This window comes from Vibrio porteresiae DSM 19223, from assembly GCF_024347055.1.
Classification (GTDB): Bacteria; Pseudomonadota; Gammaproteobacteria; order Enterobacterales; family Vibrionaceae; genus Vibrio; species Vibrio porteresiae.
In genome coordinates this window covers 444908-470266 of record NZ_AP024895.1, presented here as the reverse complement: position 1 = coordinate 470266, position 25359 = coordinate 444908, and the positions used below count along the sequence as shown (strand labels likewise).

Annotated in this window: 25 protein-coding genes and 9 tRNA genes; 29 read left to right on the top strand and 5 right to left on the bottom strand. The window is 44.5% G+C overall.

The features are described 5' to 3' along the window. Window positions 1-198 precede the first annotated feature (198 nt). The 7 genes from metK to ruvX all read left to right on the top strand — a co-directional run bounded on the left by metK (window position 199) and on the right by ruvX (window position 5691). A complete protein-coding gene (gene metK, locus OCV11_RS02230) occupies window positions 199-1353 on the top strand; it encodes a methionine adenosyltransferase (RefSeq protein WP_261894731.1) in 1155 nt (384 codons plus the stop codon). A 155-nt stretch (window positions 1354-1508) separates the two neighbouring features. After that, window positions 1509-2009: a SprT family zinc-dependent metalloprotease gene (locus OCV11_RS02225; RefSeq protein ID WP_261894730.1), complete on the top strand. Its 501-nt coding sequence runs from the start codon at window positions 1509-1511 to the stop codon at window positions 2007-2009. An 85-nt stretch (window positions 2010-2094) separates the two neighbouring features. Further along, the gene (locus OCV11_RS02220; protein WP_261894729.1) at window positions 2095-2799 is read left to right on the top strand and encodes an endonuclease; all 705 of its coding nucleotides are present in this window, start codon (window positions 2095-2097) and stop codon (window positions 2797-2799) included. Between the two features lie 88 nt (window positions 2800-2887). Continuing rightward, on the top strand, window positions 2888-3619 hold the full coding sequence (gene rsmE / locus OCV11_RS02215) for a 16S rRNA (uracil(1498)-N(3))-methyltransferase (RefSeq protein WP_261894728.1): 732 nt from the start codon (window positions 2888-2890) through the stop codon (window positions 3617-3619). 13 nt (window positions 3620-3632) lie between these two features. Beyond that, complete coding sequence (gene gshB / locus OCV11_RS02210; protein ID WP_261894727.1) at window positions 3633-4589, top strand: glutathione synthase; 957 nt, start codon at window positions 3633-3635, stop codon at window positions 4587-4589. 40 nt (window positions 4590-4629) lie between these two features. Continuing rightward, window positions 4630-5193: a YqgE/AlgH family protein gene (locus OCV11_RS02205; protein ID WP_261896206.1), complete on the top strand. Its 564-nt coding sequence runs from the start codon at window positions 4630-4632 to the stop codon at window positions 5191-5193. A 75-nt stretch (window positions 5194-5268) separates the two neighbouring features. Beyond that, on the top strand, window positions 5269-5691 hold the full coding sequence (gene ruvX / locus OCV11_RS02200; protein WP_261894726.1) for a Holliday junction resolvase RuvX: 423 nt from the start codon (window positions 5269-5271) through the stop codon (window positions 5689-5691). Between the two features lie 47 nt (window positions 5692-5738). On the opposite strand, the gene OCV11_RS02195 is transcribed toward ruvX, so the two are convergent. Both OCV11_RS02195 and OCV11_RS02190 read right to left on the bottom strand, forming a co-directional pair. Continuing rightward, entirely contained in the window at window positions 5739-6845 is a 1107-nt protein-coding gene (locus OCV11_RS02195; RefSeq protein ID WP_261894725.1) for a PilT/PilU family type 4a pilus ATPase, read from the bottom strand. Between the two features lie 10 nt (window positions 6846-6855). Further along, window positions 6856-7893, bottom strand: coding sequence for a type IV pilus twitching motility protein PilT (locus OCV11_RS02190; protein WP_261894724.1), 1038 nt, complete (start codon window positions 7891-7893; stop codon window positions 6856-6858). 25 nt (window positions 7894-7918) lie between these two features. Between OCV11_RS02190 and OCV11_RS02185 the strand changes: the two genes are divergently transcribed. The 6 genes from OCV11_RS02185 (at window position 7919) to hemW (ending at window position 12362) form a co-directional block, all read left to right on the top strand. Then, the gene (locus OCV11_RS02185) at window positions 7919-8626 is read left to right on the top strand and encodes a YggS family pyridoxal phosphate-dependent enzyme (protein ID WP_261894722.1); all 708 of its coding nucleotides are present in this window, start codon (window positions 7919-7921) and stop codon (window positions 8624-8626) included. A 53-nt stretch (window positions 8627-8679) separates the two neighbouring features. Further along, complete coding sequence (gene proC / locus OCV11_RS02180) at window positions 8680-9498, top strand: pyrroline-5-carboxylate reductase (protein ID WP_261894721.1); 819 nt, start codon at window positions 8680-8682, stop codon at window positions 9496-9498. A gap of 72 nt (window positions 9499-9570) precedes the next feature. Next, window positions 9571-10128, top strand: a complete 558-nt coding sequence (locus OCV11_RS02175; protein ID WP_261894720.1) for a YggT family protein — start codon at window positions 9571-9573, stop codon at window positions 10126-10128. Continuing rightward, window positions 10128-10418, top strand: coding sequence for a DUF167 family protein YggU (gene yggU, locus OCV11_RS02170; protein ID WP_261894718.1), 291 nt, complete (start codon window positions 10128-10130; stop codon window positions 10416-10418). Before OCV11_RS02175 ends, yggU begins: the two co-directional genes overlap by 1 nt. A 166-nt stretch (window positions 10419-10584) precedes the next feature. Continuing rightward, window positions 10585-11184 carry an XTP/dITP diphosphatase gene (locus OCV11_RS02165; RefSeq protein WP_261894717.1) on the top strand — a complete coding sequence of 200 codons (600 nt, stop codon included), beginning with the start codon at window positions 10585-10587 and terminating at the stop codon, window positions 11182-11184. After that, on the top strand, window positions 11184-12362 hold the full coding sequence (gene hemW / locus OCV11_RS02160) for a radical SAM family heme chaperone HemW (protein WP_261894716.1): 1179 nt from the start codon (window positions 11184-11186) through the stop codon (window positions 12360-12362). Before OCV11_RS02165 ends, hemW begins: the two co-directional genes overlap by 1 nt. A gap of 75 nt (window positions 12363-12437) precedes the next feature. On the opposite strand, the gene glsB is transcribed toward hemW, so the two are convergent. Together glsB and trmB are read right to left on the bottom strand one after the other, a co-directional pair. After that, entirely contained in the window at window positions 12438-13358 is a 921-nt protein-coding gene (gene glsB / locus OCV11_RS02155) for a glutaminase B (RefSeq protein WP_261894715.1), read from the bottom strand. Between the two features lie 115 nt (window positions 13359-13473). Further along, window positions 13474-14193, bottom strand: coding sequence for a tRNA (guanosine(46)-N7)-methyltransferase TrmB (gene trmB / locus OCV11_RS02150; protein WP_261894714.1), 720 nt, complete (start codon window positions 14191-14193; stop codon window positions 13474-13476). A 178-nt stretch (window positions 14194-14371) separates the two neighbouring features. On the opposite strand from trmB, the gene mutY reads away from it, so the two are divergent. From mutY to OCV11_RS02090, 12 genes are all read left to right on the top strand, one after another. Next, complete coding sequence (gene mutY / locus OCV11_RS02145; protein ID WP_261894713.1) at window positions 14372-15427, top strand: A/G-specific adenine glycosylase; 1056 nt, start codon at window positions 14372-14374, stop codon at window positions 15425-15427. Window positions 15428-15439: 12 nt separating this feature from the next. Next, window positions 15440-15712, top strand: coding sequence for an oxidative damage protection protein (locus OCV11_RS02140; RefSeq protein WP_261894712.1), 273 nt, complete (start codon window positions 15440-15442; stop codon window positions 15710-15712). A 50-nt stretch (window positions 15713-15762) separates the two neighbouring features. Next, complete coding sequence (gene mltC / locus OCV11_RS02135) at window positions 15763-16905, top strand: membrane-bound lytic murein transglycosylase MltC (RefSeq protein WP_261894711.1); 1143 nt, start codon at window positions 15763-15765, stop codon at window positions 16903-16905. A 106-nt stretch (window positions 16906-17011) separates the two neighbouring features. Then, window positions 17012-17087 (top strand) — tRNA-Phe (locus tag OCV11_RS02130). A gap of 45 nt (window positions 17088-17132) precedes the next feature. Continuing rightward, a tRNA-Thr gene (locus OCV11_RS02125) sits at window positions 17133-17208 on the top strand. Between the two features lie 7 nt (window positions 17209-17215). Continuing rightward, window positions 17216-17291 (top strand) — tRNA-Phe (locus tag OCV11_RS02120). An 8-nt stretch (window positions 17292-17299) separates the two neighbouring features. Then, window positions 17300-17375: transfer RNA gene (locus OCV11_RS02115), tRNA-Asn, on the top strand. 729 nt (window positions 17376-18104) lie between these two features. Beyond that, window positions 18105-18180, top strand: a tRNA-Phe gene (locus OCV11_RS02110). A 42-nt stretch (window positions 18181-18222) separates the two neighbouring features. After that, window positions 18223-18298, top strand: a tRNA-Thr gene (locus OCV11_RS02105). A 27-nt stretch (window positions 18299-18325) separates the two neighbouring features. Continuing rightward, window positions 18326-18401: transfer RNA gene (locus OCV11_RS02100), tRNA-Asn, on the top strand. 35 nt (window positions 18402-18436) lie between these two features. Beyond that, a tRNA-Thr gene (locus tag OCV11_RS02095) sits at window positions 18437-18512 on the top strand. Between the two features lie 28 nt (window positions 18513-18540). After that, window positions 18541-18616: transfer RNA gene (locus tag OCV11_RS02090), tRNA-Asn, on the top strand. 211 nt (window positions 18617-18827) lie between these two features. Here OCV11_RS02090 and djlA read toward each other — a convergent pair. Beyond that, entirely contained in the window at window positions 18828-19682 is an 855-nt protein-coding gene (gene djlA, locus OCV11_RS02085) for a co-chaperone DjlA (protein ID WP_261894710.1), read from the bottom strand. Between the two features lie 153 nt (window positions 19683-19835). Between djlA and lptD the strand changes: the two genes are divergently transcribed. Genes lptD through rsmA form a run of 4 tightly spaced genes read left to right on the top strand, consistent with a single transcriptional unit; the run spans window position 19836 to window position 25335 of the window. After that, window positions 19836-22187, top strand: coding sequence for an LPS assembly protein LptD (gene lptD, locus OCV11_RS02080; RefSeq protein WP_261894709.1), 2352 nt, complete (start codon window positions 19836-19838; stop codon window positions 22185-22187). 47 nt (window positions 22188-22234) lie between these two features. Further along, on the top strand, window positions 22235-23530 hold the full coding sequence (gene surA / locus OCV11_RS02075) for a peptidylprolyl isomerase SurA (RefSeq protein WP_261894707.1): 1296 nt from the start codon (window positions 22235-22237) through the stop codon (window positions 23528-23530). Continuing rightward, on the top strand, window positions 23514-24512 hold the full coding sequence (gene pdxA, locus OCV11_RS02070) for a 4-hydroxythreonine-4-phosphate dehydrogenase PdxA (protein ID WP_373332812.1): 999 nt from the start codon (window positions 23514-23516) through the stop codon (window positions 24510-24512). The genes surA and pdxA overlap by 17 nt, the downstream gene beginning before the upstream one ends. A 13-nt stretch (window positions 24513-24525) precedes the next feature. Continuing rightward, the gene (gene rsmA / locus OCV11_RS02065) at window positions 24526-25335 is read left to right on the top strand and encodes a 16S rRNA (adenine(1518)-N(6)/adenine(1519)-N(6))-dimethyltransferase RsmA (RefSeq protein ID WP_261894704.1); all 810 of its coding nucleotides are present in this window, start codon (window positions 24526-24528) and stop codon (window positions 25333-25335) included. Window positions 25336-25359: the final 24 nt, after the last annotated feature.

The following is a 25359-nucleotide window of genomic DNA, read 5'->3' as shown; positions in this document are numbered from 1 at the left end:
AATTTTTGCTGCGATTAGAGAAGACATTTCGACTTCTAAGTAAACGATTAGTTATGACTAATATGAAAAAGAACTTGTAATTTGATTGTTGCATCCTAGAATAGACGTCTAGATGTAGAAACGCCTACATATTAATCGATAGTGCAGAGTAGCGAAGTCCTGACAGCTACTCTATTTGATAGAAAGATTGGAGTTATCATGGCTAAGCACCTGTTCACTTCTGAATCCGTTTCAGAAGGCCATCCAGATAAAATTGCCGACCAAATCTCTGATGCGGTCCTCGATGCGATTCTGGAACAAGATCCAAAAGCACGTGTTGCTTGCGAAACTTACGTAAAAACCGGCATGGTTATGGTCGGTGGTGAAGTAACTACTTCTGCGTGGGTCGATATCGAAGAACTAACTCGTCAAACTGTTCGCGAGATTGGTTACACTGGCTCAGATATGGGCTTTGATGCGAACACTTGCGCAGTTCTAAACACTATCGGTAAACAGTCTCCAGACATCAACCAAGGTGTTGATAAAGCTGACCCTAAAGAGCAGGGCGCTGGCGACCAAGGTATCATGTTCGGTTACGCGACTAACGAAACCAGCGTACTGATGCCTGCACCAATTACTTACGCACACCGTCTAATGCAACGCCAAGCAGAAGTTCGTAAAAACGGCACTCTTCCTTGGTTGCGTCCAGATGCTAAATCACAAGTTACCTTTAAATACGACGATGGCAAAATCGTTGGTATTGATGCAGTAGTGCTATCAACTCAACACTCAGACACAGTATCAACTGCTGATCTACGTGAAGGCGTAATGGAAGAGATCATCAAACCGATTCTTCCTTCAGAATGGCTTGCTAAAGATACCAAGTACTTCATCAACCCAACCGGTCGTTTCGTTATCGGTGGCCCAATGGGTGACTGTGGTCTAACTGGTCGTAAAATCATCGTGGATACTTACGGCGGTGCAGCTCGTCACGGTGGCGGTGCATTCTCTGGTAAAGATCCATCAAAAGTTGACCGTAGTGCAGCATACGCAGCCCGTTACGTTGCGAAAAACATCGTAGCAGCTGGTCTTGCAGATCGTTGTGAAATCCAACTTTCTTACGCAATCGGTGTTGCTGATCCAACGTCTATCATGATTGAAACGTTTGGTACTGAAAAAGTATCAACCGACATCATCGTGAAAGCAGTACGTGAGTTCTTCGACCTACGTCCATACGGTCTACAAGAAATGTTGAACCTACTTCGCCCAATCTACAAAAAGACGGCAGCGTACGGTCACTTCGGTCGTGAAGAGTTCCCTTGGGAAGCGACTGATAAAGCAGCACTTCTACGTGAATTCGCTGGTCTAAAATAAGCTTATTTTAGATTTCAATGAGAAGAAGCCCTAGCATTGCTGGGGCTTTTTTATATCGACAATCCCGTCATTGAATCCTGATCTAAAGGTCGCAAGCCAATTTTACTTTCTGCGGAGCTGCAGTAAGATGAAGCCGAACGCATAAGAGAGTAAGCATGGTCAGTCCACAATTAACCGAACAAGCACACATCACGATTCAACTCTGCATTGATTTAGCCAATAGCTACTTTGCTAAAGATCTTCCAGTGCCTACGCTCAACTACAAATTACGAGGGAAAACGGCTGGGAAAGCGTACATGCACTTAAATGAAGTTCGGCTTAATCCGGTGCTTTTTAACGAAAATACTCATGCATTTCTTGATCAAGTCATCCCTCATGAAGTGGCACATTTAGTCACTTATCAAGTATTTGGTCGCGTCAAACCCCATGGCCCTGAGTGGCAAGCCGTTATGAGCAAAGTGTTCCAGGTAACACCTGAGACGACGCACCGATTTTCAATTGCTTCTGTTCAAGGAAAAACCTTCGAGTACCAATGTGCGTGCCAAAAACATCAAATATCGATTCGTCGTCATAATCGGATTACTCGAGGACAAGCGGTGTATCGTTGCCAATCTTGTCATCAAGAGATTCGATTTACCGGAAAACAATTAACCTAATCATAACGTTATAACTTGGCGCTTCTCTAGCTTTCCCCTATTGGAATGTTAGACTGATAAAAATCATACTTTTTTCAGTCTTGTCATGAAATACAGATCCATTTTATTGCTTACCTCGCTCTTTGCCCTTCCCTTAGCAGCGCGAGCTGATGCACCTAAAACCTTTTCCCAAGCCAAAACGGCGGCCACCAAGCTTTATCAACAACATCCAGTGACGTTCTATTGTGGTTGCCAAATTGATTGGCAAGGTAAAAAAGGCATTCCTGAACTTGCTTCGTGTGGGTATCAAGTCCGAAAACAAAAGGTACGCGCCAATCGAATTGAGTGGGAACATGTGATGCCCGCATGGCAATTTGGCCACCAGCGCCAATGTTGGCAACAAGGGGGAAGAAAAAACTGCGAACGTAATGATACGGTATTTCGTCAAATTGAAGCCGATCTGCATAACCTCACTCCTGCTATCGGAGAAGTGAATGGCGACCGTTCCAACTTTAACTTCAGTCAATGGCGAGGCATCGATGGTGTCACTTATGGCCAATGCACCATGCAAGTCAACTTTAAAGACCGCAAAGCCATGCCACCCGAGAGTGCGCGCGGCCCGATCGCTCGTACCTATTTGTATATGAGCCAGCGCTATAATTTACGACTTTCCAGTGCACAAATTCAGCTCATGAACGCGTGGGATAAAACCTACCCTGCGAGCACGTGGGAATGTGAACGCGACCAGAAAATTGCGGCCATTCAAGGCAACCATAATACGTTTGTCACTCACCAGTGCCAAAAACAGTAGTGAACAGGCATGATTGCCCTTGTTTTTTTGTCCTAAAGCATCCATGTTAGACGCTAGCAAATCGACTCTGAATATCAGGAACTAATCCATGCGCATTCCCCGTATTTATCACCCGGAAACCATTGAACAACTTGGCATCATCGCACTCAGTGATGAAGCAAGTGGACACGTTGGTCGAGTACTGCGAATGCAGGCCGATCAAGAAGTGTTATTGTTTGATGGCAGTGGCGCTGAATTTCCAGCCATCATCACTGAAGTGAACAAAAAGCAGGTTTTGGTGAATATCACTGAACGTGTGGAAAGTGGCTGCGAGTCACCTCTTGATCTTCATCTAGGTCAAGTTATCTCGCGCGGAGACAAGATGGAATTTACCATCCAAAAATCCGTTGAGCTGGGTGTCAATGTGATTACCCCCCTCATTTCAGAACGCTGTGGCGTAAAACTGGATGAGAAACGTTTCGAGAAAAAATTACAACAGTGGCAAAAAATCGCGATCGGCGCTTGTGAACAATCCGGACGTAACCGCGTTCCAGAAATTCGCCCCGTGATGTCACTTGAGGAGTGGTGTGCCGAACCAAGCGATGCGCTCAAGCTCAACCTGCATCCAAGAGCCCGCTACTCCATTAATACGTTACCTAAACCGGTAACGAAAGTGCGCTTGTTGATCGGTCCTGAGGGTGGCTTATCCTCAGAAGAGATCGATATGACCCGTCAGTATCACTTTGAAGAAACCTTGTTAGGGCCCCGAGTTCTGCGCACTGAAACCGCAGCCTTAACCGCTATCACAGCCTTACAAGTTCGCTTTGGCGATTTAGGCTAACGGAGAAAGAAGAATGCTTAAGCTCGGAATCGTGATGGATCCTATTTCATCCATCAATATTAAGAAAGACACCAGTTTTGCCATGATGTTAGAAGCACAGCGTCGCGGATATGAGATTCATTATATTGAAATGGCTGATCTACACTTAGATCAAGGCGTTGCTTTGGCAGACACGAAGATCGTAAAAGTGAAAGAAGATCCTAACGGTTGGTATGAGTTCACTTCAGCACAAACGATTCGTCTGTCTGAACTCGATGCAGTGTTGATGCGTAAAGATCCTCCTTTCGATACTGAATACATTTATGCCACTTACATTTTGGAAAGAGCGGAAGTCGAAGGAACTCTTATCGTCAACAAGCCGCAAAGCTTACGCGACTGTAACGAAAAACTGTTTACAGCATGGTTCCCAGAATTAACGCCAAATACCATCGTGACTCGTAAAGCGGAAACGATTAAAGAGTTTCGCGCTAAACACGGTGACATCATTCTAAAACCATTAGATGGGATGGGCGGTTCTTCGATTTTCCGCGTAAAAGAAGGTGATCCAAACGTTTCTGTTATTATCGAAACGCTAACTAACCATGGCACCACTTACTGTATGGCACAAAGTTTCGTTCCTGATATCAGCAATGGTGATAAACGTATTTTGGTGGTTGACGGTGAACCTATGCCTTACTGCTTGGCTCGTATTCCACCAAAAGGTGAAACACGCGGTAACCTTGCAGCGGGCGGTCGTGGCGAACCTCGCCCATTAAGTGAAACTGATCTTAAAATTGCTCAAGCAGTTGCTCCAACCTTAAAAGAGAAAGGACTGATTTTTGTTGGACTTGATGTTATCGGTGACAAACTGACCGAAATCAACGTGACCAGCCCAACCTGCGTCCGTGAGATTGAAAAAGAGTTTGATATCTCCATCATGGGTAAATTGATGGATGCCGTTGAGCGACGCGTAAAAGCGATCAACCGCTAACGCGTCATCAGCTTCATAACGCAAGTAAGGATAGATTATGATGAATTTAACCAATCATTTTCTTGTCGCTATGCCAAGTATGCAAGATCCCTACTTCCAACACAGTGTGATCTATATTTGCGAGCACAACGAAGAAGGCGCCATGGGGCTGATGATTAATGCACCGATTGATGTCACGATCGGTGGAATGCTTAAGCAGGTCGAAATCGAACCTGCTTATCCTCAATCTCATACTGACAGCCTCAAAAAGCCAGTGCTCAATGGGGGACCGGTATCTGAAGATCGGGGATTTATTCTGCATCGTCCACGCGATCACTATGAATCGAGCATTCGAATGAGTGATGAGATTGCCGTCACGACGTCAAAAGACATTCTGACTGTCTTGGGAACAGAAGCCGAACCGACCGGTTATTTGGTCGCATTAGGTTACTCAGGATGGGAACCAGGCCAGTTAGAAGCGGAGTTGGCAGAAAATTCTTGGCTAACCATTGAAGCGGATGCTGAATTAATTTTTAATACGCCAATTCACGAAAAATGGCAAAAAGCGATCAACAGCTTGGGGATAAATCCGATTAATTTATCAAGCCAGGCTGGTCACGCTTAGTTCTCAATTCAGCAATGGTGTGATTTCATTGCTGATTGAGTACCACCATCCACTCCGTAGCAAAAGATCAAAACTATGTCGCGTACGATTATGGCCTTCGACTTCGGTACCAAAAGTATCGGTAGTGCAATTGGGCAAGAGGTGACTGGAACAGCCTCACCTCTTAAAGCGTTTAAAGCCAATGATGGCGTTCCGAATTGGGACGATATCGAAAAGCAGATTAAAGAGTGGCAACCTAATTTGTTGGTTGTCGGACTGCCGACCGATTTGCATGGCAAAGCACTAGATGAAATTACTGCGCGCGCCAAAAAGTTTGCGCAGCGCCTACATGGCCGTTTCGGTTTGCCAGTCGAACTGCATGATGAGCGCCTTTCTACCGCAGAAGCACGAGCAGAATTGTTCTCCTTTGGCGGCTATAAAGCACTCAACAAAGGCAGTATTGATTGTCAGTCTGCTGTAGTGATCTTAGAAAGCTGGTTTGAAAACCAGTGGAATTAAAGCGATGAAAAAGGTGCCAGTGGCACCTTTTCTTTTTCTGAACGAGACTAATCCATATCGATAGTGACATGATCTAGAGAGCCTGAACTGCTGCTCCCGCTACCTTGAGTTTTGAACATTAATCGTAAGTCGTTAGCTGAATCGGCGCAGTGCATGGCATCTTCTTGCGTAATCTTGTTATCTACTACCAATTGATACAAAGCTTGATCAAAGGTTTGCATGCCAGATTCACGTGAACGCGCCATCGTTTCTTTCAATTCATGTAGCTCACCACGACGAATCAAATCAGAAACACGCGGTGTATTAAGCAGTATCTCAAAGGCACCAAAACGTCCCTGACCTTGCTTATCGCGAATCAATTGTTGCCCAACGACCCCACGTAAATTCATTGATAAATCAAACAAAAACTGCTCTTTTTGCTCTTTAGGCACCAAATGCAAAATACGCTCTAAGGCTTGATTGGCATTATTGGCATGAAGTGTCGCCATACATAAATGACCAGTTTCAGCAAAGTTCATGGCGTATTCCATAGTTTCTTTCGAACGTATTTCGCCGATCAAAATCATATCAGGAGCCTGACGCAGCGAGTTTTTCAGCGCTACTTCATAGCTGTCCGTGTCCAATCCCACCTCACGCTGAGTAACAATACAGCCTTGATGTTCATGAACAAATTCAATCGGATCTTCAACCGTCAAAATATGCCCAGAAGAATTTTGATTACGATAACCCGTCATCGCCGCCATGGTTGTCGATTTACCTGAACCCGTTGATCCCACAACCAATACCAAGCCACGCTTACTCATCACCAAATCTTTAAGCAATTCAGGTAAGGACAACTCATCAAACGTTGGGATACGCGTTTCAATACGGCGAATGACCGCACCAGGTTGTTCACGTTGAAAGAAGGCACTGACGCGAAAACGGCCACTGTCACGCACAATTGCAAAGTTAGCTTCGTGAGTATGATAGAACTGCTCGACTTGCTCACTGTCCATCATGCGATTAAGTAGATTGTTTACATCAGAAAAACTCAGCTTGTCACCATCGCCTTGCAATTCACCATTCACACGATACAACACCGGAGCTCCAACTGTGATATACAAATCAGAGGCTTTACGGGTAATCATTCCACTTAAACACTGTTCCAAAAACATGGTCTTTTCCTCAGAAATTAGCCATATCTGACTCGATTTTGCTTTGAACTTCGGATAACTCAACGAGGCCTTTTGACATTAATTGTCGGGCATTTTGCTCCATTGTTTGCATCCCGTGCGCGGCACCGGTTTGAATAATGGAGTACATCTGTGCGACTTTATCTTCTCGAATCAGATTACGAATAGCAGGAGTGCCTAACATAACTTCATGGCAAGCCACTCGACCACCACCGACCTTTTTTAATAATTTTTGCGCAATAACTGCGCGTAACGATTCCGACAACATGGAACGCACCATGCCTTTATCCGCCCCCGGAAATACGTCAATAATTCTATCGATGGTTTTCGCTGCTGAGCTGGTATGCAAAGTACCAAAAACCAAGTGTCCCGTTTCCGCCGCAGTCAAAGCCAAGCTGATGGTCTCTTGGTCACGCAGCTCACCGACCAAAATCACATCCGGATCTTCACGTAACGCCGAACGCAATGCAGCTTTAAAACTGTGTGTATCACGATGAACTTCACGTTGGTTAATCAAGCATTTGTTATTGGCGTGAACAAATTCAATTGGGTCTTCAATCGTCAAAATATGCTTATTCTGCGTCGCATTAATCTCGTTAATCATTGCCGCCAAGGTAGTTGATTTACCAGACCCCGTTGGACCGGTAACCAAGACTAAGCCTTTTTCATACTGAGTCATTTTATGAAAGATCTCAGGGGCATTTAATTGTGCTAAGGTAGGGACTTCGGTAGGAATGGTCCGAAAAACAGCGGAACCACCTCGAGATTGATGAAAAGCATTAACACGAAAACGACCAATATTGGGAAGTTCAAAAGAGAAATCGACTTCGAGATTCTCTTCATACTCACGTCTTTGGGAATCATTCATGATCTCAAAGACCAAACGGTGAACTTCCGTATGAGAAAACGCAGGAACGCCAAGTTTTCTTACTTCGCCATCAATTCTGACCATCGGAGGTACACCAGCAGAAAGGTGTAGATCAGAGGCATTATGCTTTACACTAAAATCGAGTAATTCGGCGATATCCATTTATTTTCCTTACAAAAGTCTGGCTATGAGTATTCAACACAACATTGAACATATCACTTCATTAATTGAAAACGCTCAAACTAAGTTTGGACGTTCCCAAGGCTCGGTGCAACTTCTTGCGGTAAGCAAGACAAAACCGGTCGAAGCTATTCTTGCAGCATCACAAACAGGACAAATTCTTTTTGGTGAAAACTACGTGCAAGAAGGGGTGAATAAAATCCATTATTTTTCCCAAAACCATCCAGAATTACCTTTGGAATGGCACTTTATTGGACCGCTTCAGTCCAATAAAACACGTCCAGTGGCTGAAAACTTTGCGTGGGTGCACACCATTGACCGCGCCAAGATAGCCCAACGTTTAAGTGAGCAGCGTCCATCAGACATGCAACCTTTACAAGTTCTGATACAAGTCAATACTAGCGGTGAATCTTCAAAATCTGGTATTAATGAGGCGGAATTATTTGAACTCGCGCAATTGATTTCGACTCTGCCCAACCTCACTTTAAGAGGATTGATGTCGATTCCAGAAAATGTTCCAGATTATCCATCTCAGCTAAGAGCATTTAAAACCCTCGCTGAATTAAAAGATAAACTGGCACTGACCTACCCTCAAGTGGATACCTTATCCATGGGGATGACTGGGGATATGGAAGCCGCTATCGAAGCTGGAAGCACCATAGTACGTATCGGTACGGCTATTTTTGGTGAGCGAGATTACACAAATAAACAATAAGTTAATTGTTAGTTTTACGATTACGAGACAAGGTTACGGGGAAGTGAAGTCGGATGGAAAATAGAAAAATTACTTTTGTAGGCGCAGGTAACATGGCAAAAGCGATCATCGCTGGATTGGTTGCAAGTGGCTATTGTGCACAAAATATTTTGGTCAGCTCACCGACTGAAACTCGTCGTAAACCTTTAGAAGAAACGCTCGGTGTTCGTACCACTGATGATAATGCGGCTGCAGTAACAGAAGCAGATGTTGTCGTATTAGCCGTAAAACCTCAGCTGATGGCTCAAGTTTGTGAACCTCTCCAATCCGTCGATTTTTCAGGAAAATTGGTGATCTCTATCGCCGCAGGTGTCAGCTGTGCACGATTCAACGAACTGCTCGCAAGCGAACTGAATTTGGTACGAGTGATGCCAAATACGCCTTCTCTAATTCAGAAAGGAATGAGTGGTCTTTTTGCTACAGCGAACGTTTCTGAGAGTGACAAACAATTTACTCAAGATCTGATGTCTGCTGTCGGCGAAGCGTGTTGGGTAGAGCAAGAGTCAGGCATCAATGGCGTCATTGCTGCGGCAGGAAGCGCTCCGGCTTATTTCTTCCTCTTTATGGAAGCAATGCAAAAAGAGGCAATGGCACAAGGTTTTGATAAAGAAACGGCGCGACTTTTAGTGCAGCAATCCGCATTAGGCGCGGCAGAAATGGTAAAAGCTAACCCAGATCTCGAGCTTGAAACTTTGCGCCTGCAAGTGACGTCTAAAGGTGGCACAACAGCACAAGCGATTGAAACGTTTCAACAACATAATTTGAGCGAGACCGTTGCTAAAGCAATGCAAGCAGCCGTCACTCGAGCCCAAGAAATGGAAAAATTATTTTAAGCTCATCAAGTTAGTGAGCGGCTCGGGATGAGCATCGTAATTAAAAATGTATGGCAATAAAAAGGGCCTAATATGAATGCAATGAGTTTTTTAATCTCCACAGTGTTGGACTTGTACATCATGGTCGTTCTTCTGCGCATCTGGCTACAAGCAGCTCGTGCAGATTTCTATAACCCATTTTCCCAATTCGTGGTGAAAGCAACTCAACCCGTAGTCAAACCGCTACGTCGTGTGATTCCATCAATTGGTAACATTGATGTCGCAACAGTACTGTTCGCCTATGTTCTATGTGTCATTAAGTTTATGCTGCTACTTCTGCTGGCCTCAGGCGGAGCAGTGAGTTTCAGCCCTTACTTCCTGTTACTTGGATTGATGGCTCTGGTAAAAGCCGCTGGCGGTCTACTCTTTTGGGTTCTGATTATCCGCGCGATCATGAGTTGGGTAAGCCAAGGACGCAGCCCACTTGAATATGTGTTCTACCAGTTAACAGAGCCGATGTTAGCGCCAATTCGCCGCATCATTCCTGCCATGGGCGGGCTGGATCTTAGCGTATTGGTTCTATTTGTAATTTTGCAATTCGCCAACTACTTGATGGGCGATATCATTGGACCAATGTGGTACCAGCTATAATGTCCGCAGTCTGGATGGAGCAAGATGATCTGTTACTCAAACTGTATATACAGCCTAAAGCCAGCCGAGATCAAATCGTCGGTTTACATGGCGACGAAGTGAAAGTCGCCATTACCGCTCCACCGGTCGATGGTAAAGCCAATGGCCATTTAACTAAATATCTGGCCAAACAGTGCAAAGTGGCTAAAGGACAAATCACCATAGAGAAGGGAGAACTTGGGCGCCATAAGCAAATTCGAATTTGCCAGCCTAAAGAAATCCCAACTGCATTATCAGAACTCATCAATTAACTTCCTATCCCCGCCATGTGCGGGGATATTTATATCAGCAGAGTTCATGTTAATCCCACCGCTCTAACGCTCGTTGCATGAGCGAGTTTCTGGTATTCTTGCCGACAATTATTTCAGTCTAATACTCAGAAAGGGGGCTCCCCCTTTCATAGATAAAGAGCTCATTATGAACAAAATCGTACTTGCCACAGGCAATCAGGGAAAAGTCCGTGAAATGGCAGACCTACTGTCTGACTTTGGTTTTGACGTGGTTGCACAAACTGAACTGAATGTTTCATCTGTCCCAGAAACAGGGACCACTTTCATTGAAAATGCGATTATCAAGGCGCGTCACGCCGCAAAAGAAACCGGCTTTGCAGCGATTGCTGATGATTCAGGTTTAGAAGTCGATTACCTCAAAGGAGCTCCTGGTATCTATTCAGCTCGCTATGCGGGTGAAGACGCTACCGATGAAGAGAACTTAAACAAGCTGCTCAAAGCAATGGAAGGTGTACCAGAAGAGCAACGTACTGCCCGTTTCCACTGTGTGCTTGTCTTAATGCGTCATGCTGATGACCCAACCCCACTAGTATGTCACGGTCAATGGGAAGGTCGTATTCTCACTGAAGCTCATGGCACAAACGGCTTTGGCTATGACCCAGTATTCTGGGTACCTGAAGAGAGCTGCGCTTCGGCAGAACTCGAGCCTGCGCGTAAAAAACAGCTATCTCACCGTGGCAAGGCATTGAAAAAACTATTTAAAGCGATTGAAGAGCAACATTCTTAATGTTAAATCCACCAGCGTTAAGCCTATACATCCATATTCCATGGTGCGTGCAGAAGTGTCCTTATTGCGACTTCAACTCTCACGCCCTAAAAGAGACGATTCCGGAGCAAGAGTACATTGCCGCGCTCTTGGAAGATCTCGATCGCGATATTGAACGCTATCAACTAGCCCAAGCTCCGAGGTTACTGCATTCCATTTTTATTGGTGGCGGAACACCGAGTCTAATTTCAGCCGAAGGTATTGGCGCCCTACTTCGTGGCGTTGAAGCGCGCCTGCCGTTTGAACATGGCATTGAAATTACCATGGAAGCCAATCCTGGTACGATTGAAGCCGACCGCTTTAAAGCGTATCGAGAGCAAGGTGTTACTCGCATCTCCATCGGTGTGCAAAGTTTTGAAAGCTCCAAGCTTAAAGCACTCGGTCGAATTCATGGTCGTGAAGAAGCAATCAACGCGGCGAATTTAGCGCACCAGATTGGCTTAAACAGCTTTAACTTGGATTTAATGCATGGCTTGCCAGATCAAACACCTGAGCAAGCGCTGGCGGATTTAGATCAAGCTATAGAACTCGCTCCACCTCATTTTTCCTGGTATCAATTGACCATTGAGCCCAATACTTTGTTTTACTCCAAACCGCCGGTATTGCCCGATGAAGATGACCTTTGGGATATTTTCGAAATGGGGCATAAAAAGCTGACCGATGCTGGCTATGTTCAATATGAAATCTCCGGCTATAGCAAGCCGGGTTATCAATGCCAACATAACCTCAACTATTGGCGTTTCGGCGACTACTTAGGCATTGGCTGTGGAGCGCATGGCAAATTGAGTTTTGCCGATGGCAGAATCGTGCGAACCACAAAAATCAAACACCCTAAGGGTTACTTGGCTGCCTATCAAAATATGGTCAAACCTTATCTTGATAGTGAACAGCTGGTGCCGGATGAAGACCGTCCATTTGAGTTTTTCATGAACCGTTTTCGTCTGATTGAAGCATGCCCGAAAGCAGATTTCATCACGACAACAGGCCTGCCACTGAGCACTATTGAACCAACCATCACTTGGGCACTTGAACAAGGTTATTTGGTTGAGGATGAGCGCCACTGGCAGATCACTGAAAAAGGTAAGCTCTTCCTTAACGATCTATTAGAAGCGTTTATGCCTGAAGATGATGAAGAGTAAGCATGACAATGGGTAATAACCCAGAATGAATAGCAAAAGAGACCATACCATGGTCTCTTTTCATTTGAGCGGATCTTAGAAAATTGAACGGCCAATACGTTTGGCAAACAGTTCTAACGCGCGCGTGCCTGCCAGCGAATTGCCTGATTTATCCAGCTCAGGAGACCAAACCGCTATGGTCATCTCTCCTGGGACAATCGCAACAATACCGCCGCCAACCCCGGATTTACCCGGCATACCGACGCGATAAGCAAATTCACCAGCTCCGTCATACAACCCACACGTTGCTAATAACGCATTGATTTGCTTACTTTGAGTCGAGGTGATCACCTCTTCATCAGTAATCACCGACCGACCTTTATTCGCTAAATAACTGAAAGTTTTTGCCAAATCGATACAGCTCATACGTAGCGAACAAGCATGAAAATAGTTATTCAACACGGGAATAACATCGTTTTCAAAGTTACCAAATGAGCGCATCAGATAAGCAATCGCAGCGTTGCGATCGCTATGCATCATTTCAGATGCCGCGACGACTTTGTCATACTGCAACGCTTCATTACCAGACAAACCACGAGAGAACTCTAACAGACGCTGCCTTGGGGCGCTTAAACGGCTTTGTAGCATATCGGCAATAACAATCGCCCCCGCATTGATAAACGGGTTACGCGGAATGCCTTGCTCCATTTCAAGCTGAATCAATGAGTTAAATGCCTGACCAGACGGTTCTTTGCCAACACGTTGCCAAAGCTCTTCCGGTTGATATTGACGCATCGCCAATGTCAATCCGAGCACCTTAGAGATCGATTGGATCGAGAATCCCTCCTCAGCATCACCAGCGGTAATCACTTCGCCTGAATTGGTAAATACAGCAATACCCAATTTATCGTTAGGTACTTTCGCCAAGGCGGGAATGTAGTTAGCCACTTTCCCTTTGCCGATCAAAGGGCGTACTTCATCCAAAATGGCCGCAAGGATGTCATGAGTCGGTTTCATTGTCCTTCTCCAGAGGCAAAAAATGCCAACATTGAAGCAATGTTGGCATCGATAATCACTAAAGTTCAAAAACCAATACGCCAAGCTCAATTCACTTAGCTATTGGCCAACATCATCAGCTAATGCGCTTGTACTTGATATCCCAAACACCGTGACCTAGTCGGTGACCACGCGCTTCAAACTTAGTTAAAGGACGTTCATCTGGACGAGGAATATAGTCACCATCGGTAGCAATATTTTCGTAACCAGGCGCTTGATTCATCACTTCAATCATATGTTCAGCATAGTTTTCCCAGTCAGTCGCCATGTGGAAAATGCCTTCACCAATAATCAGTTTTTGGCGAACCATTTCAGCAAATTCAAGCTGAACAATACGACGTTTGTGGTGACGCTTTTTATGCCAAGGATCTGGGAAAAATAGTTGTAATGTGGTCAAGCTATTGTTTGGGATCATATGTGCAAACACTTCAACTGCATCATGACACATTACACGCAAATTAGTCACTCCTGCTTCACGAGCAGAAGATAAACACGCGCCAACACCAGGACTATGTACTTCAATACCGATGAAGTTTTTCTCCGGAGCATTTTTTGCCATCTCAACCAGAGAAGCACCCATGCCAAACCCAATCTCTAAGACGACTGGATTATTGTTACCAAACACTTCTGACCAATTTAGCAAAGCATCTTGGTAGTCAATCCCCATGGTTGGCCAGCACTCGTTAATAGCGGCTTCCTGCCCTTTGGTTAGACGGCCCTCACGACGAACGAAACTGCGTATTCTACGTAGTACTTTACCATCATCAGTAAACTCGTTTGTGGTTACTTCACTCATTGGTTTTGCCTGCACATTGATTAAACAGAGCGGGAATTATCCAAAGAATTTTCTTTGGTGCAAGCATTTCACGAAAAATCCTATGAAATGCTCTATTCCCATACTTTTTGTCCGTTGTACTTATTAGCGAAAGTGTGGTGCAATTTTAACTCAACATCATTATAAGAAAGAGCATGTCGTGACTCCTTTTGCAAAGTCGATCCTTGATTGGTATGAAGCCTATGGGCGTAAAGAGCTCCCTTGGCAACAAAATAAAACTGCGTACAGCGTCTGGTTATCGGAGATCATGCTCCAACAAACACAAGTCGCCACCGTCATTCCCTACTACCAGCGTTTTATTGAACGTTTTCCAACGGTTTCAGATCTTGCTGCAGCACCGCAAGATGAAGTCCTTCATTACTGGACCGGCCTTGGCTATTACGCTCGCGCCCGTAACTTACACAAAGCGGCTCAAACCGTTGTAGAACGCTATCAAGGCGAATTTCCGCAAGATTTGACAGCGATGAACGAGTTACCAGGCATCGGCCGTTCAACAGCGGCTGCCGTGCTCTCTTCAGTATATAAACTGCCCCACGCGATTTTAGACGGTAATGTCAAAAGAACATTAGCGCGCTACTACGCTGTGGATGGATGGCCAGGTCAGAAAAAAGTCGAAGAACAACTTTGGCATTATGCAGAGCTCAATACGCCTAAAACGGATGTTGATAAATACAATCAAGCCATGATGGATATGGGCGCAATGATCTGCACGCGCAGTAAACCGAAATGCAGTTTGTGCCCCATTTCAGCAGGTTGCCAAGCACTCACTCAAGGTAACCCACAAGATTATCCGGGTAAAAAACCCAAGAAAGAGAAACCGGTGAAAGAGACATGGTTTGTCATGCTGCATCATAATGATGAGGTATGGTTAGAGCAGCGACCACAGGTGGGTATTTGGGGCGGCCTCTACAGTTTTCCAGAACACAAAAATGCGCAAGTTGGTGACGTTCTTACGCGTTTAGGCATCAAAGATAGTGAGATTAAGCAGCAACAAACCTTGATCGCATTTCGTCACACATTTAGCCATTATCACCTTGATATCACCCCTATTCTTATCGAGTTGTCGACAAAACCCGACATGATAATGGAAGCGAATAAAGGTCTTTGGTATAACTTACAACAACCCGAACAAATAGGCTTAGCTGCACCAGTAAAACAGTTGTTGGCAAGCCTACCGTTTGAATTGATGAACTAAGAGGACAACTCAATGAGTCGCACTGTTTTTTGTGCCCGCTTGAAAAAAGAAGCTGAAGGACTGGATTTCCAGCTCTATCCAGGCGAACTAGGCAAACGTATTTTTGACTCAATATCAAAAGAAGCATGGGCGGAATGGCAACATAAGCAAACCATGCTTATCAATGAAAAAAAGCTCAATATGATGGATCCTGCGCATCGTAAGCTTCTTGAAACAGAAATGGTGAATTTCCTTTTTGAAGGTCAAGATGTTCACATTGAAGGGTACACGCCACCAAGTGCGTAATACCAGCAATGGCCATACTCTGTATGGCCTTTTTATTGGTAGAGGATGGAATGAGACGAACTGTTTTCCCCCTAGCAGCAATTTTTTTGATTAGTTGTAATTTGGTTGGCTGTAGCCGCGAAATGGTTGAAAACCTTTACGATGTCGACTTTGAGCCGACCAATCGTTTTGCTAAAAATCTGGCCCAGTTGCCAGGACAATATCAAAAAGACACCGCTGCATTAGATGCATTGATCAACAGCTTTTCAGGCAACATTGAAAAAAAATGGGGCAGCAAAGAGATCAAAATGGCGGGCAAACGTAACTACGTAAAATACATAGATAACTATCTCAGCCGTACCGACGTCAATTTCGATACTGGGGTGATTGTGGTTGAAACCGTGGCGTCAACCGAGCCCAAAGAGCACTTGAGAAATGCCATCATTACCACCCTACTCACCCCTGACAACCCCTCTCAAGTAGACCTTTTTTCCTCTAAAAACATTCAATTGAAGGGGCAACCATTTCTTTATAAACAGGTCGTAGACCAAGACAAACAGCCTATTCAATGGACTTGGCGCGCCAATCGCTACGCCGATTATTTGATTGAACATCAACTTAAGACCAAAGAAGTGGATTTCAAAAAAGCCTACTACGTTGAGATCCCAATGGTAGAAGATCAAATCGAGATCCGTGGTTATCAATACGCTAGCATTGTCCGCAAAGCTTCTCAGCGTTATGGCATTCCAGAAGATCTCATTTATGCGATCATCAAAACCGAAAGTAGCTTTAACCCCTATGCAGTGAGCTGGGCTAATGCTTATGGACTGATGCAAGTTGTTCCCAAAACAGCGGGCAAGGATGTATTTAATCTTGTGAAAAACCGCTCAGGCCAGCCCTCACCGGAATATTTGTTCAATCCAGAAAACAATATCGACATTGGTACGGCCTATTTCTATCTGCTCAAAACTCGTTATCTAAATCAGGTCAATAACCCAATATCTTTGGAATACAGCATGATTTCCGCATACAACGGAGGTACTGGAGGGGTTTTGAACACCTTTAGTCGTGATCGAAACCGAGCGGTAAAGGATATTAACCGCCTTGAGCCGAACCAAGTGTATTGGGCTTTGACTAAAAAACACCCGAATGCAGAGTCGCGTCGATATTTAGAAAAAGTGACTCAATACCAAAAAGAGTTCAATAAGCACTAAAAACCAGCAGATTGTCTAAAATACCGTCGCTTAAACCATTTTTTTAGTTTTTTTTAAAAAACAGGTTGACGACTGGGGCGAAAATCCGTTTAATAGCGCTCCGTTAGCCCGGATAGCTCAGTCGGTAGAGCAGGGGATTGAAAATCCCCGTGTCGGTGGTTCGATTCCGCCTCCGGGCACCACAAATTTTGGTGTTCGTTACGACGTGCACACACAGAATAAAGTGTGCCGACTTAGCTCAGTAGGTAGAGCAACTGACTTGTAATCAGTAGGTCATCAGTTCGATTCCGATAGTCGGCACCATTTATTTGCCCGGATAGCTCAGTCGGTAGAGCAGGGGATTGAAAATCCCCGTGTCGGTGGTTCGATTCCGCCTCCGGGCACCACAATTTGTTCCCCCTTAGTTCAGTCGGTAGAACGGCGGACTGTTAATCCGTATGTCGCAAGTTCAAGTCTTGCAGGGGGAGCCACTTTCGAAAAAGCCACAGCATCTGCTGTGGCTTTTTTCTTTTCTGCTCAATCATCATGTTATCCCCTAGCGATTATTAGCCTAAACTGCTCGCATCAGTTGTTAATCGTTCCTTAATCGAAATCCTTCACTTTTGATTTAGTCACTTTGGATTGATGATAGAAGTCGTTCCCCTACTCTATTGAATAGCTAATGCCATCACTTTTTGCCATGCTAAATATCACTTTGCATTCATTCATCATTTTTTATCCACTGTGATCATAAAAACCAAACTGCCCTCTTTAGAAATGACAAAATAGGTTTATTCGGTAGCCTAGAGTGAACGATGTCATTTTTGTGCCCTCTGTTGCGTTATTTTATGAACATTTATGCTGTTCCTTATGGATTATGTGTCTAAAGCCTATAAACGCGTAAAAACATCGGCGCCTTCCGTTTGTTTACTTTGCATCCAGTTGATTGACTTACTAAGGTTTGGCTTTAATCCAATTGGATAACCAATAAGTTGCGATTACCTATTTTTTCTCCATCGGCCCTACTAATTTACAACGGGGAATAGAACTGAATGGCGTATTTAGTGCCATCATTCAGAGGATTCCAACCCTAAAATATCGCTGCTTTTACTTAAAAATGGATAAAAACAGGCCATAAAGTATATAAAAACAACAAACAAACTTTTTTTTGCAATTTAGTGTTGACGAAAAACCGGAAAAACCTTTTAATACACCTCGTCGCCCGGATAGCTCAGTCGGTAGAGCAGGGGATTGAAAATCCCCGTGTCGGTGGTTCGATTCCGCCTCCGGGCACCACTTTTAAGTTGTTGGTGTCTGACACGAATGACAAAAAAATGTGCCGACTTAGCTCAGTAGGTAGAGCAACTGACTTGTAATCAGTAGGTCACCAGTTCGATTCCGGTAGTCGGCACCATTCTCTAAAGAGAACAAAAAGAATAATTCCCCCTTAGTTCAGTCGGTAGAACGGCGGACTGTTAATCCGTATGTCGCAAGTTCAAGTCTTGCAGGGGGAGCCACTTTCATCGATAAGATTGTTTCTTATTGATACCAAGCCGACTTAGCTCAGTAGGTAGAGCAACTGACTTGTAATCAGTAGGTCACCAGTTCGATTCCGGTAGTCGGCACCATTCTCTAGAGAGAACAAAAAAGAATAATTCCCCCTTAGTTCAGTCGGTAGAACGGCGGACTGTTAATCCGTATGTCGCAAGTTCAAGTCTTGCAGGGGGAGCCACTTTCGAAAAAGCCATAGCACCTGCTGTGGCTTTTTTCGTTTCTGCGACGCTAAAAAGCGACTCACCAATTACCACTAAGTAACGTTAATAGGCCAAGTAGAACACAGAGCTAATTCTGAGCGACTGTTGATTGACGAGACTCCCTCCCCTTTAGCCCGATAACAGAGACAAAAAAACCAGCCCGCAGGCTGGTTAATACGTTGAGAGAAATTAATGCATTCCCTTTTCTTTTTTAATTAAGTCGTATGCATGTTGAATTTGTTGGGATTTTTCTTTTGCCACATTCATCATCTCTGGTGGTAAACCTTTCGCCATCAATTTATCTGGATGGTGTTCATTCATCAATTTACGATACGCGCGCTTAATGGTCTTCTCATCCGCATCAGCGCTAACACCTAACACTTCATAAGCATCCGCGATCTGATCTTTAGTGTTGGCTTGTTGCCAACCTGATTGGCCACCGCTGTGCTGAGAGCCTTGACCACCAAATCCGCCTTGTTGAAAACGAAACGCAGCTTCTTGCATCCGTAAACGTTGTTCTAGCTGTGCCGCTGAAAATCCTAAACGCTGAGCAATTCTAAACAACAATTCACGTTCGCTTGGATGCAAATCTCCATCAGCGAATGCCGAAGAAACTTGCAACTCAAGGAAAAATTGCAATAAATCGAATCGGCCAGAGGTCAAAATGCGGATTTTCTCCAACACCTGATCTAAAGGAAACGAGGACTCTTTACCTTGACGAAAAGCATCTTGCGCAGCTTTGCGTTGTTCACCAACCAAGCCCATGCGATCCATCACTTGTGTCGCAAGCTGGATTTCTTGACGTGTCACCTGCCCTTTTGCTTTAGCAACATGCCCCATTACAGCAAAGGCAGCATTAAAAAACTCCTGTTGCCTCTCAGCCTGACTTGGGCCACCGCCAAATGTCCCAGTACTAAAACCGGCTTGACTTAAACGCCTTGCTTTATCAAATTGATGTCCAAGAAATAACCCGAAAATAGCGCCAATAGGTCCACCAAAGAGGAACCCAAAGAAAGCGCCAAGAATTTTGCCAAAAATCTGCATTATGTGCTCTCATGTGTGAATTTTTAAGTTGCAAAGCAGTCTGATAGTGTCGGAAGCTGCAAATTCCTTTATGATATGAACTGTTATATTTAAGTTTTGGTTTTCGCTCCCGATTTCAGGAATCATTTAAGCTCAACAGGATAGAACAACTCAATGTTACGTTTTCCCCGCACGTTTTTAGCCGCTTCCATTAGTGCGGCTCTATTCGCGCCTCAAACTCAAGCTGAAGACAGCAAAGTGACTCGTTCAACAGAGATAAGCAGCATCGAACAATGCGTCGTACCTCAATCTGAACAGAAAAACGCGCAGGAACAGCCTATCAATGTAGAGGCAGATAAGCTAGAAGCAATTAATGGTGATAAGGCTACGTATTCGGGTAACGTGGTGGTGACGCAAGGCACCAAGCGCATTAAAGCCAATAACGTCACATTACACCAGAAAGAGAATGTCGTAGTTGCTGAAGGCGATGTTCAGTTTAATGATGGTCAAGTCAAAACCCGATCAGATAAGGCGACTAATAACCTTAACTCTGATCAAATGACCTTAGAAAACACGGATTACCAATTCTTATGCCAGCCTGGTCGTGGTCATGCGGTCTATATTTCTCGTACAGGCAAGGCAGTTTATCAAATCGAAGATGGTTCGATTACCTCCTGTCCTGAGGGAGATAGTTCTTGGCGTTTCGTCGCATCCAGTATCGACATTGACCAAGACGAAGAAGAGGCTACCTTCTACAATCCTCGCTTTGAAATTCAGAACGTTCCGGTCATGTATTTGCCGCTGCTGACTGTGCCAATCGGTGATACGCGTAAAACAGGTTTCCTTTACCCTAGTGTTTCCTATGGCTCAAAAGATGGTATGGAGCTTGAGGTTCCTTTCTACTGGAACTTAGCACCTAACTATGACTTAGAGACCACATTGCATTACATGCAAAAACGTGGCACTCAACTCAACAGTAAATTCCGTTATCTTTCAGATTTAGGCGAAGGTCAGATTACTTCTGAATACTTGCCTCAAGATAACCAGTATGAAGAGGACGGTGCTCGTTGGGGTTTCCAATATGAGCACAACGGTATTTACGACAAGAACTGGAAGTTCACCATTGATTACTCCAAAGTCAGTGATATAGATTACTTCTCTGACTTAAGTTCTAGTGTGGGTAACCGTGAAGACGGTCAATTAATGCAAGAAGGCGAAGCTCAGTATCGTACCCAAAACTGGGATGCTTCTCTCTTAGTCCGTAACTTCCAGTTGTTGACCGAAAGCTCTAGTGATTTGCCTTATAAACTATTGCCTGAGCTATCGTACAACTACTACGCACCCGAGTTGATGCCTTATCTGGACTTTGACCTAAAAAGTCATATTGCGCGTTTTGAGAATGACTCAGATAACAAGCCATCCGCTACTCGTGTCCATATTGAACCAGGGCTAAGCATTCCACTTGGCAATACTTGGGGAACTTGGACGACAGAAGCTAGCGTGCTCGGCACCTATTATCAACAAGATCTCAATGGTGTTGATTTAACCGACATTAAAGCCGATGGTTATGACCTAAAAGAGAGTACCTCGCGCGTCGTTCCTGAGTTTCGCACCCATGCAGGCATTACTCTTGAAAGTAATGATAAAGTGTTTGGTGAATACACCCAAACTCTAGAACCTCAGATACAGTATCTGTACATTCCTAAAGTAGACCAGAAAGAGATCTACTCATACTACGATACTACTCTGCTACAAACTGACTATTACGGTCTGTTCCGCTCACATCGTTACAGCAGTATCGACTATATCGCCTCTGCGAACCAATTGAGCTACGGTGCCACCACTCGTTTCTTTGATGATCAATATAAAGAGCGTTTCAACGTATCCTTCGGCCAAATTTTCTACTTCCATTCGGCATCAACACCAGAAGACGTCGACGAAGATGAGAGCAGCTCAGATTTCTCCGCTTGGGCAGTAGAGACTGACTTTAACTACGATGATTACCTGTTCTATCACGGTGGTATCCAATACGATACCAATAAAGACAGTGTTCAGACAGGCAATAGCACTCTGGAATATCGTTTCGATAAAGGTTACGTGCAAGCTAACTACCGCTACGTGAGCTTAGATTACATCCAAGAACAAGCCAGCTTTATTACCAAAGACAACTACCGCAACTACACCACTGACGGTGTATCCCAAGCGGGTCTACTGGGTGCCTATCAAATTTCGCCTAAATGGTATGCGACTGGTCAATATTTCTATGATCTAACGATAGATGAACCTTTAGAGTGGATCGCTGGTCTACGTTATACATCGGACTGTTGGTACCTAGGATTTACTTACAGCAGAGAGCTAGATCACTGGAATAGCACCTTGTATAACTACCCAGATGCAACGCCTGTTTATGAGAACAACTTTGGCATCAGCTTCGGTATCACTGGTTTAGGTACCAATATGGGTAAAGATCTCATCTCTAGCAGTAGCTCATTAGGCTATGGCCGACCATTTTTCCTAAATAACTAATCACTTAGGGCTGAGTTTTCAGCCCTCTAATTTCAATAGGATCTGAAATGAATTTGTGGAAACACGCCTTAATTAGTATCGCAACTATGCTGACGATTACCTCCACGGCTTTCGCTAAACCCGTTGAGCTTGATGGTGTAGCAGTCATCGTTAACGATGGCGTCATCCTGCAGAGTGATATCGATAACGCGATCAAAACCATTAAAGCTAACGCAAATAAAAATGCCCAAGCACTTCCAGACAATGCCGCCCTACGTGAGCAAGTGATTGAAAAACTGACACTGGACACATTGCAGGAACAAGAAGCCAAACGCATCGGCGTAAAAATTGACGATGCAAGTCTAACCGAAGCGATCAAAGAGATTGCTGAACGTAACAAGCAAAGCGTTGAACAACTGACAAAATCCGTTCAAGAAGAAGGGTTAACTTACGCAGAGTTTCGTGAACAGATCCGTAAGGAGATGGAAATCAGTGAAGCCCGTAATGCCCTAGTTCGTCGCCGTATCAATATTATCCCAGCCGAAGTGGATAACATGGCCAAACTGCTAGCAAAAGAAACCAACGCTACAGTGCAATACCATATCAGTCATATCCAACTTCGTTATGACGATTCAAATAAAGCTCAAGTCACTGAACAGGCGAAAAAAATCGTTGCTCAATTAAAGAATGGCGCAGATTTCAGTCAACTTGCCATGAGCGTATCGAAAGGTCCTAAAGCGCTGGAAGGCGGTGACTGGGGCTGGATGCGCAAAGAAGAGATGCCAACCATTTTTGCTGATCAGATTCAGGATCAACACAAAGGTGATGTCATTGGTCCTTTCACTAGCGGCGCTGGTATCCATATTCTAAAAATCACCGATGTGAAAGGTCTGCAGTCGGTTGCGGTGACTGAAGTGAATGCTCGCCATATTTTGATTAAACCAAGCATCATTCTTAGCGATGATGGCGCGAAAAAAGAGTTGAATGACTTCATTCGCCAAATCAAATCAGGTGAAGCCACTTTCGGCGAATTGGCACAACAGTACAGCCAAGACCCAGGCTCTGCAGCACAAAAAGGTGAGCTGGGTTATCAAACGCCAGACATGTATGTTCCAGAGTTCAAACACCAAGTCGAAACGCTGCCTGTCGGACAAATCAGCGAACCATTCAAAACGGTTCACGGTTGGCATATTGTGGAAGTACTTGATCGCCGTAAAGTCGATAAAACCGATGCAGCGATGAAGAACAAAGCTTACCGAATTCTGTTTAATCGTAAGTTCAATGAAGAAGCAAGTGCATGGTTACAAGAGCTACGTGCTGGCGCCTACGTTGAAGTAGTAAAAGGTGATGACAGTGACAGTTAGAAAATTGGTCGTCACTGCAGGTGAACCTGCAGGTATTGGCCCAGATCTCGTACTCGCGCTTTCACAACACGATTGGCCGCATCAATTGGTCATTTGTGCCGATAAGCAGTTACTAGCGACACGAGCTCAACAACTCAACATCTCGGTTCAATTACATGATTATCAAAAAGATAGCCCTGCGACACCACAAAAAGCGGGCACTTTAGTTGTTGATCATGTCGCTATTTCTGAGCCAGCAATTGCTGGCCAGTTAAATGAAGCCAACGGACAATATGTATTAAAAACATTAGAAAGAGCCGCTTTGGGCTGTATGAATGATGAATTTGATGCTATTGTCACCGGCCCCGTGCACAAAGGGGTAATTAACCGAGCTGGAGTCGCATTTAGCGGCCACACTGAATTTTTTGCTGAACTGTCTAAAACACCTTTAGTTGTCATGATGTTGGCAACAGAAGGACTAAGAACGGCACTGGTTACAACACATATTCCATTGGCTTATGTGTCTAAAGCCGTCACCAGTGAACGTTTGGAGAAAATTATCGATATTCTCCATAAAGATCTGGTCGAAAAATTCGCGATTGAGCGCCCGACGATTTACGTCTGTGGTTTGAATCCTCACGCCGGTGAAGATGGTGTTTTGGGTCATGAAGAGATCGATACTATAAACCCGACACTCGAACGATTACGTCAAGAAAAGGGATATCATCTGGTGGGAGCATTGCCAGCTGATACCATTTTTAGCGACAAATATTTACAAGACGCCGATGCGGTTTTGGGCATGTACCACGATCAAGTGTTACCTGTACTAAAATACAAAGGGTTTGGACAATCAGTAAACATCACTTTAGGTTTACCTTTTATTAGGACGTCCGTTGACCATGGTACAGCACTCGATCTTGCTGGCACCGGTCTTGCTGATATTGGAAGTTTTAAAACAGCATTGACACAAGCTATCGAGCTAGTAGATAAGAAAGCGAAATAATTTCGAGAAAACTATGAGAAATGATGTCCATATGGGGCACAAAGCGCGTAAGCGTTTTGGTCAAAACTTTCTAAACGATCCGTACATTATCGACGGTATTGTTTCTGCAATTAACCCTCTACCAGGGCAAAATTTGGTAGAAATCGGTCCAGGTCTTGGAGCACTAACTGAACCTGTTGGTCGTGAAGTTGACAAAATGACCGTGATTGAGCTGGACCGCGATCTGGCTGAACGTCTTCGTCATCACCCAGAGCTGGCTAAAAAGCTAACGATTCACGAAGGCGATGCCATGCGCTTCGACTTTACTCAGTTGGTACAAGAAGGCAATAAACTCCGTATTTTCGGTAACTTGCCATACAACATTTCTACACCACTGATGTTCCATCTTTTTGAATTCCATAAAGATGTGCAAGACATGCACTTTATGCTGCAAAAAGAGGTCGTAAAACGCTTAGCCGCAGGCCCAGGTACGAAAGCTTATGGTCGTCTTACTGTTATGGCACAGTACTTCTGTAAAGTGGTTCCAGTTTTAGAAGTACCACCAACGGCCTTTGTTCCGCCACCAAAAGTGGACTCAGCGGTTGTGCGTTTGGTTCCTTACGAAACCCTACCGCACCCAACCACGAATATGAAATGGTTGGATCGTGTAGTACGTGAAGGCTTTAACCAACGCCGCAAAACCGTACGTAACTGCTACAAAGGCTTGCTAGAGGCAGAGCAGCTGGAAGAGTTTGGGATTAACCCAACAATGCGTCCAGAAAACCTCACTCTAGAGCAGTTTGTCAAAATGGCAAACTGGTTGGATGCCAACCACGAAGCATAGTAAATAGGACGACTTAGGTCGTCC